Raw genomic sequence first — 20,823 nt, 5'->3', positions numbered from 1 at the left:
AATTTAAGTGTAAATTAATTCGATTTAATAGCTAAATATAACGGTATAATTTTTTTCATTCTAACTTATCTAATTCACCCTCCACCTGTGATTGAAGCGACAGGCGGCGACTCCAGTGGGATGAGTGAGACAGATGAGACATCACAAACGACGCGCAAGCGGCGGTGATGACTTATCGCGCACCCCACGGAAAGCGACCGCCTAGAGCGGAAATCTACCATCTATATTCAAAATTTAAGTGTAAATTAATTCGATTTAATAGCTAAATATAACGGTATAATTTTTTTCATTCTAACTTATCTAATTCATCCTCCACCTGTGATTGAAGCGTCAGGCGGCGACTCCAGTGGGATGAGTGAGACAGATAAGACATCACAAACGACGCGTAAGCGACGGTGATGGCTTATCGCTCACCCCACGGAAAGCGACCGCCTAAAGCGAAAATCAGCCATCTATATTAATAGTTCTTAGTAACTCAGATATAACTCTTGCGCTATTCTTATATATTAGATTAGGTAATAATGTTTGTTTGTCTGAAAGAATCGAATGGGTGTATGGGACTATTTTTAAAACTTTTCAGTAACTATTAGATAAATTATTCACAATACATTTCTATTTCAGTAAAGATTTTACTAATCCTGACGATAATCAAAGAGTTAATAAGAATAATATCCTGGAGGTTAAAAAGATGAACTTAGAAATGTTAGGCAAACAATTTATCGCTGGTGAATGGAGAGACGGAAACAGTAGTCTCGTGTTAAATAATACAAACCCTTACAATGACAAGCCTATTAATACATACAAGCTAGCAAATGTAGAAGATATAGATTTAGCATATAAGGCTGCACATGCAGCGAAGCTAGAATGGGACAAAGTAAATCCTTATAAAAAACGTGATATCTTAGAAAATGCAGTAAAATATATGGAAGAGCATGAGGAAGAAATCACCTCTATTATTATGGAAGAATTAGGTGGTACTAGACTGAAGGCAGCATTCGAAATTGGTCTTGTTAAAAACATCATTAAAGAGGCAGCTACCTTCCCATTAAGAATGGAAGGGAAAATTCTACCTTCTACAATAGATGACGTGGAAAATAGACTATACCGAATTCCTGCAGGCGTTGTAGGAGTTATTAGCCCATTTAACTTCCCATTCTTCTTATCGATGAAATCTGTTGCACCTGCACTAGGAGCTGGAAATGGTGTCGTATTAAAACCTCATGATGACACACCTATTATGGGCGGAACGCTAATCGGAAAAATCTTTGAAGAAGCAGGAGTACCGAAAGGATTAATAAATGTCGTTGTTACAGATATCAAAGAAATTGGCGATGCATTTGTGGAGCACCCAATTCCAAGAATTATCTCCTTCACTGGATCTACACAAGTAGGAAGCTATATTGGTCAGGTAGCTATTAAAAACTTCAAAAAGCCATTACTTGAGCTAGGCGGCAACAGTGCTTTTATTATTTTAGAGGATGCTGACCTCGAGTATGCTGTGAATGCTGCTACTTTCAGTAGATTTACCCATCAAGGACAAATTTGTATGTCAGCAAATAGAATTCTTGTTCAACGATCTATTTATAAAGAGTTCATTGAAAAATATGCACAAAAGGTTTCTTCTCTTAAAGTCGGTGATCCATTAAATCCTGAAACAATCATTGGGCCAGTTATCAATGATCGCCAAGCCCAAACCCTGCAAGCCTTGATCGAAAAAGGGATTGAAGAAGGTGCTACACCTTACCTTAAAGGGAATGTTACTGGAAGATTGCTAGAGCCAACCATTTTAACAGATGTTACGACTGACATGAGTGTTTCTCAGGAAGAGCTTTTCGGACCAGTAGTATGTGTTATTCCTTTTGATACAGAAGAAGAGGCAATTGATATTGCTAACAATACTCGTTTTGGACTAAGTGGAGCTATTCATACATCTAATCTAGAACGAGGAGTGGAAATGGCTAAGAAGGTACACACAGGGATGATTCATGTTAATGATTTAACGATTAATGATGAACCGATTGTAGCCTTCGGTGGTGAAAAGCAATCTGGCTTAGGTCGCTTAAATGGCCAATGGAGCTTAGATGAATTTACAACATTAAAATGGATTTCAGTGAACTACGGTCAAAGAAACCTACCATATTAATAGAAAGAGTGAAAATTGATGGCAGAACATGATTTAATAAAAGCATTTGTTAAAGTTGCTCCATTGCTTAATGAGCTTGTCCAGGACGATATAACTGTTGGAATTTACGATACGGAGAAGCTGATCATTAATATACCAGGTAAAACGTTTGCTTTAAATGTAAACCCAGGTGATCCATTAATGGAAGGGGATATCGTAACAAATGCGATTAGAACCGATTCTCCTTTATCGGCAGTCCTTCCGAAGGAGCTATTCGGATTTCCGTTAATAGCTCGTGCACTACCTCTTCATGATGATGAGGGTAATGTAATAGGCGGTGTAGGAATCGGAACAAGCTTGGAAAAGGCAAACAAGCTATTTGAAATGGCTGAAAGCTTTTCTGTAATTGTGGAGCAAACAGCAGCAGGCATTGAAGATATAAGTGAATCGGTGACTTCACTTGCTGATCGAGTGACAGATATTACGTCTCAAATGAAAGCCGTAAGCTCAAGTGCAGAGCAAATCGGTGAAATTTCTTCTGTAGTTAAGGGAATATCAGACCAAAGTAATCTGCTTGGTTTAAATGCAGCGATTGAAGCGGCTAGAGCAGGGGATGTAGGGAAGGGCTTTTCCGTTGTAGCGAATGAAATACGTAAGCTAGCAACCAATTCGAAGGAAAATGTAAATCAGATTAATGACATAACAAAAAACATTCAAGGGCTTCTGTTAACGTTGAACCAAGCTTTCTCAGAGGTAAATACATTGACTGACAACCAATCCGGTTCCATTCAAGAATTTTCTGCAACTATTCAAGAAATTAGCTCTAAGGCACAAGAGCTAGCAACACTTGCACAAGAATCACTTAGTCAAGATAACTAAAATGAAAAGAGCAAACCGTCTATATGACGGTCGCTCTTTTTAAAATTCTAATATTTATTGGCTATGTTAAAGGTGAGGGTTGATTTAATATACAAATAAAAAATGACCTTGGATATTTTCGCCAAGAGCATATTAATTTGATTTCCTTTTTTACTAAAGCACCAGTTAGCCATCCATGTAGCGGAAAACAAGCGCTACACCACAGAGAATGAAAATGTGAAAAACGGGTATAGGATGCTATGGCTGGCTAACTTAATATAAACATTCTGAAGGCTCAGCTTTTTTTAAAAAGCAATTTCTGAGTCTCTTTTGGTATGTAAACTTGTATATTTTGGGCATTTTTTAATTTTCATGGGAGTTGAATAAAGCAATTCTCTTTTTACATCTTTTTTTCTCTGTCAGGTTCTTTCATAAACACATTCTCATTATCTTTAAATCCTTCGGGCTGCCAGTATTCCTCTGGTAATCCTTTTCCCACAAATGACTTTCGAAGTTGTCCAATTGCTTCGGACCATGTTGCAAATTCACTCATAGAGTACGGGGGTTGTCCTTCATCATTCCAAACTGCCCACTTATTACTTGGAAGTTCTGTTGCATACCAACCTGCGTCTTCCTCTAGGCGATAAATATAGAACGTGTTTTCTTCGGCAACTTTCCAATTTGTGTAGCCCAAAGCATTTGCAAATTCATCGTATTTATTAAAGATAAGAGAACGTAAAAACCTATTTACTTGCTCCACTTATCACTTCGCCTCCTTTTTTCAAACAAACCTGCACTTCTTATTTAAATACTTTATCTATTTCATCTTTGTCGTAATCTAATATCCAATCATTGTATGTGCTATAAATGTCTCGTATAGATTCAGGGAAGGTAGCAATCAAATCACATCCTCTATCATCGTACACGTGAAAAATGGTTTTCCTTTTGATATTTATAAAATATATCCTATGAAAAATACTTGGTTGGATTCCTAAATCCTGATTGCATACTGCCTTTAACAATGAAATATATTTCATATCAGATGCCTTGCATTTAAGAGTAAACCTATGTGTTTTACATTTCCCGTCTTCATCATCTTCTGGGAAAACATAAGGTATTTCTGCATGCTTCAATTTATATAAGATTGATTTTTCATAGACATAGGGAGAAAAAATCCTTGCTTTGTGCTTAAAGGTTTTTCCATTTCCAAAATCGTCTACATCTACTACAACAAAAATCTCCTCGTCTTGTGAATGCAAGGATTCAAATAACATGACAGCCCTTTTATATAACCCCTGAACATAAGTACTGTTTTCGAAATTGTATTCTCCATCCCACTCTACCCCTAATTTGAACCGTATGCCAATTTCCCAGTTATAAAACAATGGTGGTCTAAGGTTTAAGTTAGGGTAATTTTCATTAATATAGTCATTTAAAAGCATTGCCACACCTCATTTTATTTCTTCAATTTTACCATTCCTTAATCAACTAACCTGCATCGTTAGTAAAAATACAACCTATGTCTATAATTCTATTAAGCGCAAAGGGAATACAAACTTGAAAAAGTGGGTTCTTTTATTGCCAAAAAAATAAAATTTTGCATATCCCGCAAGTATCTAGAACCAGCCAACCTCCAAGATTAAAGAAACTATAATACAGATATTGAATGTTTTTTAAGTTAAATATTACTTCTATTTAATTTATCATAATGCCTTCAACCGCAGAGATTAAAATGTATAAAGAAGTGCACAAAATAAAGATGCCCCACAATAAACTCTTAGTTCTTTTATATTCTCGTATTCCCATTATTAGTAACGTTACACTTAGAAGTATTAACATCAATGGTAGTAAGTTGTAATTTTCCGTAACCTTACTGTAAATACCAACTAACATACCAAGGACTGCAAAAATTAATTGAAATATCATTAAAATGTCAAACTTTTTTTCTTTCATTTTTATACCTCCAACAGATAATCCGTCATCTTCAAAAAATACCAATTTAAACTAACCTGAGACGTTCGTTTAAGTGTAACATTTCACAAATAAAATCACCTCACGAAAAATCAACCCCAGCCCTTAACATAGCCAATTTATTTAAAAAAGTTAGATTGTATGATGCTTGTACAAAGAGAAACTGTAAAGAAGAATTCCACAACCATACCGAAAGTTAGATATAATTAACATACGTAATTAGATTAGGGGGAGAAGTATGTATAAGCTGCTTAAAAAGTTGCCTAATGAAACACACTACTGGGAGGTGTGGAAATCCGGAAGAAGTCTACATTTTACCTATGGAGTACTAGGAGTGAGCAATAAAAGTGAGGAGCAACCGCTAAGTTTATTTGAAAGAGGCAATAAATTAATGAAACGGTTAGTAGAGGAGAAAGAAAATCAAGGATTTGTCCAATGCCATGAGGATAAGGAAATAAAGGTGGACATTGCGTATCGTGAAGATGCAGCAGAATATGAGACTTTTAGACAGGCAAGCTATGATTTACAAGATAAGATAAATGATAGTTTATTGTCTACAGGTATAGGCTATACGGAAGGTATCACAATCAATGAAAGCGGAGCTACCATTTATTTCTTCGTAGTAGATGAAGATTTAGGTATTGTAGCAATACAAAAGATTTTACTTGAACAGAAGCTATTAAACGAAAGCAGTGTCTCTTTACTACAGGAAGACGGAAACTACATAAGCGCAAATACATACCAATCCAAAGACTAATTGTTAAGCAATGGTTAGATACTGGAATAAATTTTACATAATGAACACAATTGTTCTTCTGTCCTTTTAGTATAAGGGTATTTAAAGCGACAAACTATCAAAATGAGATATAATTATAATATTATTAATAATATAATAATTAAACAAAGGAGTTTTTATTATATGTATGAACTGTCCAAAAAGTTAGCTCATGAAACGCATTATTGGAAAGTGTGGAAGCATCAGAAGAGAATTTGCGTCGAATATGGAGTTATTGGAGTCAGCAAAGAGTCCGAAGAAATCCAGCTTAAACTTTTTGATAACGGAAGTAAGCTGATGAAAAGATTAGTAGAGGAAAAGCGGAGCCAAGGCTACGTAAATAGCGATGAAAAAGAAGCGATAGATATTGTTATCCACAATGATAACGGAGTAAGTGAATATGACGTATTGAAAAAAGCTAGCTTCGAATTATATGAAATGATTGAGAAAGAGCTTATGGAAACTAGTATAGGCTTCCCGGATGGTGTTGATATTAACGACGAATCAAGGGTTATTATCACTTGCTTTGTTGAAGACATGGATATTGCCATTCAAAGAATTCGACAAGTAATATCAGGCCAGAAATTGATAAACGTTAACCAAATATCTTTGGACAATGGTGGGGAGCCAATTGATGTAATGGTAAAGGATATTAAATCATAAAAGCACATCTAAAGGAAAACAAAGGGGACCGGTTAAGATGATGATAAGAATGATAAAGAAGAATGGTAAGGAAACGCTATATTGGCAGGCATGGAATTATAAATTTCCATTAAGTATTTTAACTGGTACATTAGGAAAAGAAGGAATAGAGGAGAGGCCGTCCTTAAGGTTTTGGGAAAGTCCTAAAAAAATTGTGAAAAAATTAGCCAAGGAAAAAGCAAATCTGGGCTATGAATTTGTGAATGACAAAGACATGAACAAACTAGTTGTCCAGTATCGCTATGAAGAAGCTGATGAAGCTCAGTTTGAAGCGACAGAGAAAAAGTGCTTTGATGTTGAGGATATTATAGAGGAGGCTCTCCTTTTCACAGGAAATGGGGACGTAAGTGGTTTGGAGGTCGGAGCAGGGGCAGGAACAATTACAATTTTTGTCGTAGATGTAGAGATTGGTTTTAACACTATCTGGAAGAAGCTATCTGAACACGAATTGACAGAAGGTGTTGAAATTGCTTACGAGCAGGAGCAGGATAGCTATGTTTCGTTGTATCCAGAGGATGCTGAATTTCAGCTAGTGTAAATGGTAAAGGAAACAATTCCTATGATATAATAGTGACCTTAGGTAGATTAGGAGCAGATGATCCCGATTGAAAGGAAGTTTCCGAAGCTTCTTCCTGCATGTCTATTCGGAAGCTATGTCGGAGGTGTCATGATGAATAAAAAATGGACGATTGAAGAAATCCGTGAGTATGTTAAAAAGAATTCAACAAGTGAATTACTTTCTACTGAATATAAAGGTTTCTCCCAAAAATTACAGTTTAAATGTTCCTGTGGGAATCTTTTTGAAAAAACATTTACGAAGTTTAAGGGAAGTAATCAAAAAAGCTGTACGGAATGTGCCCCAATTAAACCATCACGTTAATTAGCAAAAGAGCTGCCCTTAGGACAGCTCTTTTCTTATGGTAAAAATATTAAATCCAATAATTTGTCAGGCAGTTTTGGACTTTTCAATTAAAAAAAGTGTTCAATATAGTTGATTCTTGCAATCAAGCAAACTATATATTTAGCAATAAGAGGGACTACTAATTTTAAATACTAGTCCAACATATTATTCACTGGTTTGGTAATACGTTTTTGAAAGATCCAGTTACCTAATATAAACGATGTGATGACTAGTAATATAAGTGGTAGCTGAAAGATTATCCAATTAGATGGCCCATAATATTTAGATTGATGTGCCCTTTCCACAGTATCAAAATATGCTTCCTTATATTCAAATTGGATAATCCATTCTTCATTGGCCATTGCCACAGTACCAATATCATAATCATTCGGTATGATTAATTCTGTAACTGTTCCACCATCTCCAACAACTAACTCCGCTTGAGAATAATTAATAGGATAAGCGTTAGAAGGTCCTTCTTTTAGCCGAGAAAAATCAATAGAATAAGGATGTGTTATCCCTTCCCTGATGAGTGTGAAATCATTTATGTGATCGGTAGAAAATACGGCTAAATGCTGCAGATGGTCGCTGTATTCCTGAAATATTTTTTGAAGTGCTGTTTCATCTAGATTAGTAGACAAGACTTCAAATGACTGTTCCATTACCTCTTGCTTTTCCTGCTCAACCGATCGTGCTACTTTTCGTTCATCGTTTATATCATTTAATACACTCAGAGAATATATGAAAAATCCAACGGTTACTATGAGTGAAATCCAAAATGCTGCACGCAAAAAAGCTGTATAACCTCTTTGTGCATTAAAAAAGTTTGCAAGTTTTTTTAATGGTTTCTTTTGTTCCATATTAGCCGTTATGTCAACGTTTTCATCTATATCGAATTCAGCACGCATTTGTTTTGCGATTTGTGTACATTTGTCACATGTGGCAATATGTTGATCTACAAACTCTGCACTCTCTAGACTACAAAGCTTATCTATGTAAGTGGGTAACAAATCACGTACAATATAGCATTCATTCTTCATCTAAAATTCCTCTCTCCCTTAATTTTAACTTCGCTCGGTAAAAACTAACCCTTGCCCAATTTTCATTTTTTTTGTGTATTTCACCAATCTCCTTAAAGCTTAGGCCACCTAACATACGCAGCAGCACAATTTCTTTAAATGGCTCCTCCAACAAATGAATCGTACGATAAAGCGCAATTTTATTTTCGTTCTCAATTAGGTTGCTTTCGAGTGAAGGTACATGGTTTGGCGCATTGGCTTGTTTTGGCTGTTTTACTTGCTTATCTACGTATTTATAATATGTATGCTTGGCAATTTGACAGAGCCAAACTGACATTTTGCACTCACCATTATAATTATCGATTGATCGAACTGCCTGATAAAAAGTCTCCTGTGTTAGCTCCTCTGCAACGTCTGTATTGTTGCAAAGAACCATCAAATATTTAAAGACACCATCCGCATATTGCTTATAAATTTCCGTAAGCTCCCCCAATGTTCAACCTCCTTTCACCCTATATATCTATAAAATTATCAATTCGTTACAAACTTTTAGAATTTATTTTTTATACTCTATCTTAGCATGAGAAAAGGGGTTAATTAGGAAACACGAATTTTAGAAGATGTTATTGTATAATAAATGGAAAATATATGAAAATAATATTTTAAAATTACAAATTTTATTATATTTAACCAATATCAACTATATTTTTTTATTTTCTGATAGAATAAGAGGGAAGGGAGAGAGTTAAAATGATTAAAAAACTTAGTAAAGCAGTACTAGTAGGTGTTTTAGCTTTGGGAATTACGGCGACAGCTAATACATCCGCAGAGGCAGCCACACACAAGGTGATGTGGGGTAAGACGGAACTAAAAGTAGGACAAATTGGTAAAGTAACAATTCTAGCGGACACCGACTTAGTAAAAATCGGAGCTAATGGCTCACTTAGCAAAGTGAGAACACTTAAAAAAGGTGAAGAATATAGAGTCTACACTTATAAGAGTTCAAACGGTGGCTTATACGGATTAGGTGCAAGTAGCTTTGTTCAAAAGGGGTCAAAAGTAAAATATGAAACTCCTTCAAAAAGCAAACTTGCTTTGCTTAACAAAGAGGTAAACGGTGGGCTAGTCCCAAAAGCGGGTATGAAGCTTACTTATTCTCCAAGTTTTACAGAGAATACTAAAAGAGATTTCGTTACTACTGTTATAAAGGAAGATGGTTATATTCAAACTATTTTAACCGTTCCAGGTAAGCAATATGAGAGTTATGTGTATAATGAGATTAACAATGTCGAAGGTAAACAGATTTTTTCTTTTGGTGTGAATCATACAGATTGGGGATTATTTGCTATTGAATTTCCTCTAATTGAAGGCAAGCAAACAAAAGAAATTTTCTATGATGAAGAAAACAACAGAGTAACACAAAATATAGATGTTATTAGTACAACTAGTACTGTAAAGGTCAAAGCAGGGACATTCCAAAATGTTGTCATATTCAAAAGTAAAGAATATGGAGTTACGTTTTATTTAGCTCCAGGTGTTGGAATTATTAAAGCAGTAGGTAATGATGGAAATACTGTGGGAGAACTAATTTCTTTCAAATAAAAAAGATAAAACCAGATCTAGTCATTGAGCTAGATCTGGTTTTATTTATGATTAACATATTTAGCTTCTTTCTTTCGCCATTCTTTGCTTCCTAGACTTTCTATAATAGAGTAGCTCATAAATACATGGCACAACTATTAAGGTTAGAAGCGTTGCCATTGCAAGCCCACCAATCACGACGATTGCAAGACTTTGTGATACAAGGCTACCTGTTTCCGCTTGCTTTAACAACAGTGGAAGCATTGCACATATAGTGGCGATTGCTGTCATGAATATTGGTCGCATTCTTGTAGAGGTTGCTTCTACTAAGGACTCGCGAATGGTCATGGTTTTTTCATTTTGCTTTACTCTGTCCAATAATACAATAGCATTGGTAACAACAATTCCGATTAACATCAAAGCACCTAGTAATGCGGTGATATCTACAGAAATCCCGCTAATCACTATTCCTAAAACTGCACCGATTGCAGCTAGGGGTAGGGAACAAAGAATGGCAATTGGAGTTCTTATAGATTTAAAGGTAATGACCATAATTAGAAAAACTAGGCCAATAGAAACGAGCATGATTAAAAATAAATCTTCAAATTCCTCTGCTTGTTGACTGCTGGAGCCACCAATGAAAACCTGTGTGTCCTTTGGAATGTCTATACCTTTTTCCTTTTCATTATCTCCAAAAATAGCAATATTCATGTCACTTGCTACCTCTGAAAGCTTAGCTGGATCCACAGATGCCGTTACTCGGAGATAAGTCTTCCCATCCTTATGCAGCTGAATAGTGGAGCGTTGCTCAGTTTGTAGCGTAGCTATAGAAGATACAGGAACAGGACCATCGCTTGTCATTATCTGGATAGCCTTTAAATCCTCTGGTGTTTTAGTATCTAATATTGGTTCTAGAAAAACTGTTTTTTGCTTATCCTCTACCTGGATTGTTCCGATAGGTGTCTTGTTCAACATAACACTTAATTGCTGTGCAATTTGCTCGGTGTTTCCTTTAGATGAATCGACTACCAAGGAGTGTACTGTTTTCTTTTCATCCTGATTCGTAGTTACCTTTTCGATTCCTTCAATAGGCTCTATCTTCTCTTGAATAACTGGTGCCAGCTTTTCCAGACTTGCTAAGTCATCGCCCACAATATCAATGTTAATACTTGTGCTAGTTCCTCCCATCATAAAGGAAGCAGCAGTAATTTCTAATTCAGCCTTTGGAAACTGACCGCGTTTTTCTTCTATAGCCTCTATGACCTTATCTATATCTTTTTTGTCGTCCAATAAAATGCTAAAAAGTGCCTCGGTCTGAGATCCTACAGATCCATATTGTGCTGCTTCGGGAGGCGTACCAACTTGTGCAAAAACAAAATCGACTTCCTCCATCTCCCGAATAAGGGATTCCATTTCAATCGTTTTTTCCTTAACCTCCTCTACAGGTGTATTAGACGGATAGCTTAAGGAAGCCGTAATAAAATCCGCAGAAGAATTATCCACTGCTCCTTTAGGAATTAAAAGGTAAGTGCCAATTGAGCCAGCAAACAGGAATAAAGAAACTACAAAGATAACCCACTTATGATTTAAAGACCAGGTTACAGCCTTTGGAAAACGGACAGCGGGTTTATGCTCCGGAAGTTTCGTGTTTTTCAATAAGCCTGCGCTCATAATAGGAACGACAGTCAGTGCTACTAACAAGGAGGCTAATAGAGAATAGGTTACTGTTAAAGCAAACGGAAGAAGGAAATCCTGCAGGGTGCCATCCAATAAACTCATAGGAAGGAATACTGCCACTGTTGTAAGCGTTGATGCGGTAATCGCAACCCCTACCTGCTTTGTAGCATCTATGACCATCTGAACAGAAAACTTCTCCGTTTGCATCTTCCGGAAAATATTTTCAATAACGACAATACTGTCATCTACTAAACGGCCAACCGCAACAGCTACACCACCTAGTGTTAAAATATTGAGCGTAACTCCCGAAATCCAGAGTAAAAATAGCGTTAAGCAAAGGGATAACGGAATAGAAATAATTGTTATGAAAGTAGAGCGGATATTGCGTAGGAAAATCATAATAACAATGGTTGCAAAAAGTGCGCCAAGCAAAACCTCTTTCATCATTGTGTGAACAGAATTTTGAACCAAATCAGAAGAGGATACATAAATAACAGACTTCTGCTGCTTATATTGTTCATTCAATTCTTTTGTCACTTGCTCGATTTCCTTGCTGATTGTAACAGCATTCGATGTGCTATCCTTTGTAATGCTTATATCTAAGCTTTCCTTGCCATTAAATCTACTAATAAAGCTGGAGTCAATTGTCTCTTCAATTACTGCAATTTCGCCTAACGTCACATCAGGGACTATCGAGAGATTTTTTAGCTTTTCTATGCTAGTTAAGTCACCAATCACTTTGATATTGCTCGTCTTCCCATCGATATTTTTCTCACCAACAGAAACAGCCGTATTTTGCCCCTGGAGGATTGTCATTACCGATTGAAGAGGAATTTGAGAATCCGCTAATTTGTCCTCATCTAAACGAATCGAAATGGTGGATTCAGTAATCCCATACACATCAACATTTGCAACTCCTTTAACCTCTTGAAAACGTGACTTCAGCTCATTTTTCGCAAGCTCCATGTTTTCAGAAGTGAGGCCGTCCTCAAATGTGATCGCAATATTGATAATTGGGATCATGGATGTGTGAAGCTGGGAAACAACTGGTTCGGATATAGAAGGTGGCAAAGGTACACGGGTCAATGCCTCCTGCACTTCTTGTTTTGCTTGTTTCATATCATAGCCAGATTCATACACAAGATCTACATGGGAATACCCATCCCCGGTTCTAGAATAAACCGAAGACTTACCGTTCAATCCAACAACAGCCCTCTCAATAGGACTGGTCACTTCGCTCTCCATCGTTTTCGCATCTGTACCAGGTCCCATAGTGATAATGGTTACCTGCGGATTATCGGCAGAGGGTAAAAACTCCATCGGCAATCTAAAATAACTAAACACTCCAATTACTAATACTAAAACGGTTAATACCGCTACACCCGCTTTATTGCCAAATGCCCATCTGGTAAAACTCGACATCTTCCAACTCCTCCTTTGAATTAAGAACAGTACGTATGAGTGCATCTTGATGTTATAATTTTCAATTAATTTACAGCGCTAGTTACTCCTTTCATTGCTTTACCATTTCATTGTAGAAAATAGAAATGATTTCCACATTGAGCGAGAGGATTAACTATTGCTAGGTCTGGAGGCTGATAAGATTATAGGGCTTAAAGAAGGAGTTTTTTATAGGGAGATAATGGGCAAATGAGTGCGAACGGTCATAAAATTTTCTATCCGGTCATAAATCCGGCTTATGCGGTCATAAATTTTCCTATCCGGTCATAAAAAAATCTATCCGGTCATAAATGTGCTCCGAACGGTCATAAGTTTGTTTTTCTGCTTCAAATGTCTATGCTGGAGCTTGCTTTCTAATTAAAAAACAATAAATAGGGCCGGTTTAGCATTGATTACATGATGAATCTGTCCAAAAGGTTGATTTTATTGCGAACGGTCATAAAATTTTCTATGCGGTCATAAATCCGGCTTATGCGGTCATAAATTTTCCTATCCGGTCATAAAAAAATCTATCCGGTCATAAATGTGCTCCGAACGGTCATAAGTTTGTTTTTCTGCTTCAAATGTCTATGCTGGAGCTTGCTTACTGATTAAAAAACACTATATAGGGCCGGATTAGCCTTAATTGCATGATGAATCTGTCCAAAAGGTTGATTTTGTTGCGAACGGTCATAAATCTTGCTATACAAAGGAAAGGGCTCTTGAAAGATTCAAGAGCCCCATAGGTGTGTGTATGTCATTATTGAATCTATTTATAACTTTGCTTTCATGATGAAGTTGACCTCTTCGAAGCCCATTTTTCTATAAATTTCCTTAGCGAAATTGGAGGCAAAGACATTTAGACGAACCTCGTCGAAGCCCTGGCTCTTCCAATAGGCGTTTCCTTCGTTTATTAGCAACTTAGATAGACCTTTCCCTCTGTGCTCGGGTAGTACATAAATTTCATAAATAAAACCATATGTTTGATCCGTAAAGTAATCTGTGTTTTTTCCTAGCAGTATCCATCCAGTAATGGTACCGTCTTCTTCTTTGGCAATTAAGTAGAACCCTCCTTTATCTAAAACTCCTTGGAGCATTGCGACTGCCTTTTCTTCACTAATTTCTATTTGAGTTGCATCATAAGTAGAGCTTACTGCATGAGAAAGAATATATTCGACTTCCTCTTTAGTTGCTTGTGTGATCATTTCATTTCCCCCTTTATTCTATTTATTTCCACAAGGTTTAATGAGAATCCTTTAATGTCCTCATTTGAATTAGCTATCACCTCATATAACAAATAAGTAATGTTTCCTTTAAGAATGATTTGCTATGCTTGTATAAAGGGGAGAATATTATGAATACATTTAACGTTAGTTCTATTGGAACGGTACATAACACTAGAAAAACTCCGGAGGATGATTATTGGGGACAAGTAGTATCTGAGATAAGATTGAACAATGATTGGGACGTGACAAGTTTAGATGGTATTGACGCATTTAGTCATGTAGAGATTATTTTTTTATTTCACCTTGTATCAGACGATAAGATTCAATATACTGCTAGGCATCCGAGAAATAACACGGACTACCCGAAGGTTGGTATATTCGCTCAACGTGGTAAAAATCGTCCAAATAAAATAGGGCTTACTACTGTGGAACTCATTAAACGGGAGGGATTATCAATCTTTGTAAAAGGGTTGGATGCCATAGATGGAACACCGGTTTTAGACATTAAGCCTGTCATGAACGAATTTCTTCCAAAGGGAGAGGTAAAACAGCCAAACTGGTCAGCAGACTTGATGTCGAATTATTGGGAGTAACTTAAAAGGAATTGAGCGTTCTTTCGCGAATAAAACATAAAATATCTTTTTGGGGAGGAGAAACTATGAGCTTAATTGAACGAATTGATACTGTCTGTTTAAAGGTCCGTGAGATTGAAAAGGCAAGTCGTTGGTATCAGGAAATGTTAGGACTAGAGGAGCATTACAAGGAAGACCACTACGTTATTTTGAAAATTGGAGAGAGCAGTGTCCCATTGACGTTAGAAAAGGGAGAGCCGGCCGCACAAGATAATGCTACATATCCAATCTTCTTTTCTTCAAGCATTGATGAGACCCATCAGCTACTCTCGGCTCGTGGAGTCCGAGTGTCATCGATACAAAAGGATGGCCTTAATACTTATTTTGAGCTATATGATTTAGATGGCAACAAGTCACAGATCTGTTTTTGGGAATAAAGACTTTCCAAAGAGCAATATACTGTAGAATTAGACTAACCTGTTAAGGGAGGTAATGCTCAATGGATTTTATCACTTCATTATTTAACTCACATGTTGATCTGTACATTAGATTAGCTGTTGCAACGTTTATCGGATTGCTAATTGGCCTGGAGAGAGCTATTAAGCATAAGCCTGCCGGTATACGAACACATATTTTAGTTTGCTTAGGCTCTACATTAGCCATGAGCTTATCCACGTTAAACCAAGGGCCATACATGGACCCAATGCGTTTAGCTGCGCAAGTCATCAGTGGTATTGGGTTCCTTGGAGCAGGGGTTATTTGGGTAGACAAGGATAATGTAAAAAGAGGACTAACTACTGCAGCAAATCTTTGGATAACTGCTTGCGTTGGCTTAACGATAGGCTATGGCGCTTACGACTTAGCAATAATTACTGTTGTTTTTATGTTTGTAGCGATGAATCTACCTAAACTATTAGAGAAGATGGGTATGCTTCCACCAAGAGGAAAGGAAGTTGATGATAAAGATAGTGATAGCGATGGTGAATAATGAAAACAAAGAAAAATTTATTTACATAGAAATGTTTAAATTTTTCTCTCGTCTACCAATTAACATTATCTACTTTTATATCTTATCGTTTTCTTTGAGCTTTATTAAACAAGTACTCTATTGAAAGTTTTACTAATAATGGAAAAAACACCAGTTAAGAAACAACTGGTGTTTTTTTGTCGTGGATTTTCTCAAAACAATCATAAATTTTTGTTCTTTATTGCTTGTCTAAGTGAATATACTCTATTAAGAAAAATTATGAGGTCGAATTTCAAGAAACTTCAAAACAAAAGAGTTATTTAAGTGCTAGAAGGCAATTTATAAGCGTTTGATTAAGTATATTATTTTTGAATAATACTTTTAGTTTTTTTCATATATTTCTTTAGTATTAAAAATTAATCCAGAATGAATGTAAAAGAACTAGTACAGAATAATAATTATTTTTGAAAGGAGGAATCTGTAATTTATCAAAAATATGGAAAGCGATTATTGGATATTTTAGGAAGTTTTATTCTTCTAGTTATTCTCTCTCCATTTCTCTTAATTTTTTCTATAATTTCATATTTTGTCTCAGGTTTTCCTATATTTTTTTATCAGCTAAGGGGAGGACGACATGAACGGATTTTTTTAATATGGAAGTTTCGAACAATGGATTCATCAGATGTAGATTCTCCAGGTCATTCATATCAGTGGGGCTACGAAGTGCCTCAAAACTTTACATTTGAAAAGCCAGACCATATTAAAATAACGAAGGTGGGAATAATTTACAGGAAATATAGCATAGATGAATTGCCCCAATTATGGAATGTTTTAATTGGAGATATGAGCTTAGTTGGACCAAGGCCAGAAATGATTGAGATTACTACACATTATTCTCCTATACAAAAAAAACGCTTACTTATGAGACCGGGAATTACTGGATACGCTCAAATTCGAGGTAGGTCAACCATTACTCATGGTGAAAAACTAAAATATGATTTGTATTACGTAGAGAACTGTTCCTTTTTCTTAGATTTAAAAATATTAATAAATACATTTTGGATAGTTGTAACAGGAAAATGGTCCTCATAGTCAAAAGACGTAACTTAATTGATAGTTGTAAATAGAGGGAGTAGATAAACATGGATAAGGATATGAGTCTCAATGAGTTCTATCTACTGTTAAGGAAGAAAAGAATATTGTTAATAACAGTCTTTCTTTCATTTGTGCTAATAACAGGTGTTATTAGCTACTTTTTTCTAACACCTAAATATGAAGCTACAACTCAACTTCTTATTAATCAAAAAGAAAAAAGTAGTAACCGTTTAGAAACTCAAGATATTCAATCAAATTTACAAATTATAAATACTTATAATGTCATTATTAAAAGTCCTGTCATTTTAGATAAGGTTATAGAAAATCTATCTCTGTTAACGACATCTGATCTTCTTGCTGAAGAAATATCTGTAACGAATGAACAAAATTCTCAGGTATTAAATATTTCTGTTGAGCATGAAAAACTTAAAACAGCCGTAGCAACAGCCAATATGACTGCAGATGTATTTCAGGAAGAGATAAAAAAAATTATGAGCATTGATAATGTTACTATTTTATCTCCAGCACTAGAAAAGAAGAGTGTTAAGCCTATTAAGCCTAACCTACCATTAAATTTAATAATTGCTAGCATCCTAGGAGTTGTTTTCGGAATAGGCTTAGCTTATTTTTTCTACCTCATTAATACTACTGTCAAGACTGAAGAGGATATAGAAGAACTTATTGACTATCCCTTGCTGGGTATAGTTAGTCCAATAAATACAAATGTGATGGATGTTGTAGGAACACAAAGAAAGAGGAGGAGGAGGGAAAAAAGTGATCCAGAAAAAGACCATTCCGAAGGGTAAAAGACTAGTATTGAACTCTCAACTAAATTCAATAGTTGCTGAGCAGTTTCGTACCATAAGGGCAAATATTAAGTTTGCAATGAGAGATAGGGAATTTAAAACTCTTCTTATTACCTCTCCTTCTGTAGGTGAAGGAAAGTCGACAATAGCCTCCAATTTAGCTTTGATCTTTGCACAAGCAGGAAAAAAGGTATTGCTGGTAGATGCCGATTTAAGAAAACCGACAGTCCATTATACATTCAATAAACATATCTCCAAAGGACTAAGTTGTTTCCTGCGGAATGAGGAGAGCCTTCCAAGTATCATTAAGAATTCAGGTAAAGAGAATTTGGATTTAATAACCTGTGGTACTATTCCATCTAATCCAAACGAAATATTAGATTCAGCTGAAATGGATAATTTTATAAAAGAAACAAGGAAACTATACGATCTTATCATTTATGATGCTCCTCCAATACTTTCAGTTTCAGATGCGCAAATATTAGCCAATAAATGTGATGGGACATTAATAGTGATAAGTGCAGGTAAAACAGAAAAAAAGACCTTAAGCAAAGTAAAAGAAGCACTGGATAACTCTCAGGCAAAGGTTATAGGTATGATTTTGAACAATTACAAAATAGAAAAAGATCATTATTACTATCAGTATTACGGAGATAAGTAAACTAACCCTACTAGAAGTAACTTGTTTAATTGTTTTCAAAATAAATTTCTAACGTGAAGTGGCTCTTACTTTTAAAATACAGGGGGGGTTGAAATGAAAAAAAGAATATTACATGTATTAAGTTCTAATGATTTGGCTGGAGCAGAAAACGTAGCAATTGGAATTATCACCACTCTTTCAGATTCATATGAAAGTGCTTATGCTTCTCCGAGTGGGTTAATTGAAGACGTTCTACAAAACAGAGGTATTGAGCATGTAGAAATGAAACAACTATCTATACGGCAACTCAGAAAAATTATTAGAGAATGGAAACCCGATTTAATACATGCCCATGATTTTACTGCAACTATAAAATGTTCGTTAGCAACTTTTACTATTCCAGTTATATCCCATATTCATCAAAATCCACATTGGCTTCAATCTGTAAATAAATATTCTATCGTATTTTTTCTAGCATGCTTAAAAATACAAAAAATAGTTGTAGTATCTCCTATCATAAAAGAAACTTCATTTTTAAATAGATTTCCTTCTAGATGTATCTCAATAAAAAACATCGTAGATATAAATGCGATAAAGAAAAATGCCCTTTTAGTGGAGGATAAAGATTTTGATATAGCATTTATCGGTAGATATGAAGATATAAAAAATCCGCTTCGATTTATTGGTATATGTGAAAAGGTGATTGAAATAATTCCAAATCTTAGAGTAGTCATGCTAGGTGGCGGGTCTCTAGAGCAAGTATGTCAAAAAGTTATTTTACAAAGAAATTTGCAAAAAAATATTGAAATAAGAGGATTCCAAATGAATCCTTACCCAGCACTTTTACACTCTAAAGTTTTTGTAATGACATCCAAATCAGAAGGTTTGCCTATGGTTCTAATGGAAGCACTAGCTTTAAGTAAGCCTGTGATAGTGCCTCTTCTACCAGGCATAGACAATATAGTAGATGATTCATGCTCGTACATTTGTGAAAATGATTTTGAGTTTGTAGAGGCGATAATCATACTGTTAAATTCTGTAAAAGAATACCAAAGGTTAAAAAATGGTGCATATCAAAGAGCAGAAGAGTTAAGTGATATTGCTCAATTTAAATATCAACTTGGACAGGTATACAGTAGTGTTCTACAGTAGGCCACAATCTCAAATTACAAATTTTCTATTTAAAGACAGCTGGATGATTTTAGATGTTTTTTTTACTATTTTCTGTCTCATTGGTGACCAGCTGTTGAATAGTGGTCTTGGGATGTATGTACTTGTAATTTACTTTATTGCTCGTATATTATTCTCTACTATTGATCAAAACTTTTCTATATTAGTCTTTTTAATTCCTAATTTAGGGATAATGCATTTTACAGCAAGTACTGTGTCAATTCCTTCTTTGAACATTCTTATTTGTATATCTCTTGTTAAGCTAGTGATTAAATGCAGAAATATTGATATATCAAAATGGTATTTATTTTTTATTATTTTTATTATTTTTTATGAAGCATTACATTTATTTTCGTATAATTTAAAATCTATCTTTTTACTTTTTAGTTGGATAGGTGCAGTTTTATATGCTGCTTTGTACTTAATCTATTCAAAGAACACATATAATCATTTAAATACGATTAAGTACTTTCTTGTAGGGTTAGTTATTTCTATATTGTATGGAATTGTAGAGTTCTATCAGCTATACGGATCAATTTTGAATCAAAATGCGACGATTCGTTTTCGCGGCGGAGCTGGAGATTCTAATTATTTTTCTATGTATATTATGGTAGCCATGTTTTCGATGCTTCATCTTGTTTTAAGAGGAAAGGGTATAGGTAAAAAAATATTTTATCCCCTTCTATTTGTCTTTTTCGCAGGCTTTGGAATATTGAGTCTTTCTAGAATGTTCATATTGGTTGTTACGATAACTTTAATGTTCTTGCTCCTAAAACTTCTGCTTTCGCTTAGGAAGAGTAAGAAGTTAATCCATTTTATCGTAATGATTATTATCCTCACGACGATACTTTCTTTTTTTTATCATGAAGAAATTCTTTCTTTGTTAGATTTGCTTTTTTCAAGGTTTACAAATTATATTAATGACCCTGATGCTTTGACAAGTAATAGGAATATTATTGCCGAAAGTTACTTCACACTTATGAATTCAGATTGGAAGCTAATGGTTTTTGGTATGGGAATTCAGGATTACCATATAAGATCTGGAGTTTATCTTGAAACGCATAACATTCTTATAGAGCTATTTGTTGTATGGGGATTATTAGGCTTTATCATTTTCTTCCTGTTTATAACGGTGTTAACTGTCTTTGCCTCTTCCAAGAAGCTTAGAAGAACAGCGTTCATCAGCTGGCTGCCTCTTTTAGCTATGGGTATTAGTTATCTATCAATAAATGCACTATCAAATGAAAGCTTCTATTTATTATTACTATTTGCGATAAAAAATATCTACGAATATGAGTAGT

At 35.2% G+C, this 20,823-nt stretch carries 22 protein-coding genes; 15 read left to right on the top strand and 7 right to left on the bottom strand.

Annotated features, from left to right (window positions below; all coding sequences use genetic code 11):
• Positions 1-688 precede the first annotated feature (688 nt).
• Positions 689-2,143 carry an aldehyde dehydrogenase family protein gene (locus H9650_RS16945; protein WP_151113243.1) on the top strand — a complete coding sequence of 485 codons (1,455 nt, stop codon included), beginning with the start codon at positions 689-691 and terminating at the stop codon, positions 2,141-2,143.
• Between the two features lie 18 nt (positions 2,144-2,161).
• The gene (locus tag H9650_RS16940) at positions 2,162-3,001 is read left to right on the top strand and encodes a methyl-accepting chemotaxis protein (protein WP_144538715.1); all 840 of its coding nucleotides are present in this window, start codon (positions 2,162-2,164) and stop codon (positions 2,999-3,001) included.
• A gap of 379 nt (positions 3,002-3,380) precedes the next feature.
• Here H9650_RS16940 and H9650_RS16935 read toward each other — a convergent pair whose 3' ends face one another.
• The 3 genes from H9650_RS16935 to H9650_RS16925 all read right to left on the bottom strand — a co-directional run bounded on the left by H9650_RS16935 (position 3,381) and on the right by H9650_RS16925 (position 4,933).
• Positions 3,381-3,740: a hypothetical protein gene (locus H9650_RS16935; RefSeq protein ID WP_154310143.1), complete on the bottom strand. Its 360-nt coding sequence runs from the start codon at positions 3,738-3,740 to the stop codon at positions 3,381-3,383.
• Between the two features lie 40 nt (positions 3,741-3,780).
• Complete coding sequence (locus tag H9650_RS16930; RefSeq protein ID WP_154310145.1) at positions 3,781-4,422, bottom strand: DUF3885 domain-containing protein; 642 nt, start codon at positions 4,420-4,422, stop codon at positions 3,781-3,783.
• Between the two features lie 253 nt (positions 4,423-4,675).
• Entirely contained in the window at positions 4,676-4,933 is a 258-nt protein-coding gene (locus H9650_RS16925; RefSeq protein WP_154310147.1) for a DUF3953 domain-containing protein, read from the bottom strand.
• A 256-nt stretch (positions 4,934-5,189) separates the two neighbouring features.
• Between H9650_RS16925 and H9650_RS16920 the strand changes: the two genes are divergently transcribed.
• From H9650_RS16920 to H9650_RS16905, 4 genes are all read left to right on the top strand, one after another.
• Entirely contained in the window at positions 5,190-5,708 is a 519-nt protein-coding gene (locus H9650_RS16920) for a hypothetical protein (protein WP_154310149.1), read from the top strand.
• A gap of 162 nt (positions 5,709-5,870) precedes the next feature.
• Positions 5,871-6,389, top strand: a complete 519-nt coding sequence (locus tag H9650_RS16915; RefSeq protein WP_191697712.1) for a hypothetical protein — start codon at positions 5,871-5,873, stop codon at positions 6,387-6,389.
• Between the two features lie 37 nt (positions 6,390-6,426).
• A complete protein-coding gene (locus H9650_RS16910; RefSeq protein ID WP_191697710.1) occupies positions 6,427-6,966 on the top strand; it encodes a hypothetical protein in 540 nt (179 codons plus the stop codon).
• A 132-nt stretch (positions 6,967-7,098) separates the two neighbouring features.
• Positions 7,099-7,308 carry a hypothetical protein gene (locus H9650_RS16905; RefSeq protein WP_191697709.1) on the top strand — a complete coding sequence of 70 codons (210 nt, stop codon included), beginning with the start codon at positions 7,099-7,101 and terminating at the stop codon, positions 7,306-7,308.
• A 173-nt stretch (positions 7,309-7,481) separates the two neighbouring features.
• Here the strand turns inward: H9650_RS16905 and H9650_RS16900 are convergent, their stop codons facing one another.
• Entirely contained in the window at positions 7,482-8,369 is an 888-nt protein-coding gene (locus H9650_RS16900) for a zf-HC2 domain-containing protein (protein WP_191697707.1), read from the bottom strand.
• Positions 8,359-8,841, bottom strand: coding sequence for an RNA polymerase sigma factor (locus H9650_RS16895; protein ID WP_151113256.1), 483 nt, complete (start codon positions 8,839-8,841; stop codon positions 8,359-8,361). The genes H9650_RS16900 and H9650_RS16895 overlap by 11 nt, the downstream gene beginning before the upstream one ends.
• A 257-nt stretch (positions 8,842-9,098) precedes the next feature.
• Here H9650_RS16895 and H9650_RS16890 point away from each other — a divergent pair, with 257 nt between their 5' ends.
• Complete coding sequence (locus H9650_RS16890) at positions 9,099-9,950, top strand: hypothetical protein (protein ID WP_144538699.1); 852 nt, start codon at positions 9,099-9,101, stop codon at positions 9,948-9,950.
• A 60-nt stretch (positions 9,951-10,010) separates the two neighbouring features.
• Here the strand turns inward: H9650_RS16890 and H9650_RS16885 are convergent, their stop codons facing one another.
• Positions 10,011-13,028 (bottom strand): efflux RND transporter permease subunit, encoded by a 3,018-nt coding sequence (locus H9650_RS16885; protein WP_191697706.1) that lies wholly within the window; start codon positions 13,026-13,028, stop codon positions 10,011-10,013.
• A 791-nt stretch (positions 13,029-13,819) separates the two neighbouring features.
• Positions 13,820-14,251, bottom strand: a complete 432-nt coding sequence (locus H9650_RS16880) for a GNAT family N-acetyltransferase (RefSeq protein ID WP_151113260.1) — start codon at positions 14,249-14,251, stop codon at positions 13,820-13,822.
• Between the two features lie 149 nt (positions 14,252-14,400).
• Here H9650_RS16880 and H9650_RS16875 point away from each other — a divergent pair, with 149 nt between their 5' ends.
• The 8 genes from H9650_RS16875 (at position 14,401) to H9650_RS16840 (ending at position 20,822) form a co-directional block, all read left to right on the top strand.
• Positions 14,401-14,865 carry an SAM-dependent methyltransferase gene (locus H9650_RS16875; protein WP_191697704.1) on the top strand — a complete coding sequence of 155 codons (465 nt, stop codon included), beginning with the start codon at positions 14,401-14,403 and terminating at the stop codon, positions 14,863-14,865.
• A 65-nt stretch (positions 14,866-14,930) separates the two neighbouring features.
• On the top strand, positions 14,931-15,281 hold the full coding sequence (locus H9650_RS16870) for a VOC family protein (RefSeq protein ID WP_191697702.1): 351 nt from the start codon (positions 14,931-14,933) through the stop codon (positions 15,279-15,281).
• 62 nt (positions 15,282-15,343) lie between these two features.
• A complete protein-coding gene (locus tag H9650_RS16865; protein WP_144538689.1) occupies positions 15,344-15,832 on the top strand; it encodes an MgtC/SapB family protein in 489 nt (162 codons plus the stop codon).
• 489 nt (positions 15,833-16,321) lie between these two features.
• Positions 16,322-16,903, top strand: coding sequence for a sugar transferase (locus H9650_RS16860; RefSeq protein WP_225216140.1), 582 nt, complete (start codon positions 16,322-16,324; stop codon positions 16,901-16,903).
• A gap of 50 nt (positions 16,904-16,953) precedes the next feature.
• A complete protein-coding gene (locus H9650_RS16855) occupies positions 16,954-17,712 on the top strand; it encodes a YveK family protein (protein WP_191697701.1) in 759 nt (252 codons plus the stop codon).
• The gene (locus tag H9650_RS16850) at positions 17,681-18,373 is read left to right on the top strand and encodes a CpsD/CapB family tyrosine-protein kinase (protein WP_191697699.1); all 693 of its coding nucleotides are present in this window, start codon (positions 17,681-17,683) and stop codon (positions 18,371-18,373) included. The genes H9650_RS16855 and H9650_RS16850 overlap by 32 nt, the downstream gene beginning before the upstream one ends.
• Positions 18,374-18,466: 93 nt before the next feature.
• Entirely contained in the window at positions 18,467-19,504 is a 1,038-nt protein-coding gene (locus H9650_RS16845; RefSeq protein WP_144538680.1) for a glycosyltransferase, read from the top strand.
• 43 nt (positions 19,505-19,547) lie between these two features.
• Positions 19,548-20,822, top strand: coding sequence for an O-antigen ligase family protein (locus H9650_RS16840; RefSeq protein WP_191697698.1), 1,275 nt, complete (start codon positions 19,548-19,550; stop codon positions 20,820-20,822).
• Position 20,823: the final 1 nt, after the last annotated feature.

The organism is Psychrobacillus faecigallinarum, assembly GCF_014836595.1.
Taxonomy (GTDB): Bacteria; Bacillota; Bacilli; order Bacillales_A; family Planococcaceae; genus Psychrobacillus; species Psychrobacillus faecigallinarum.
The sequence above is the reverse complement of the archived record's forward strand: the minus strand, read 5'-3'. Positions and strand labels throughout refer to the sequence as shown.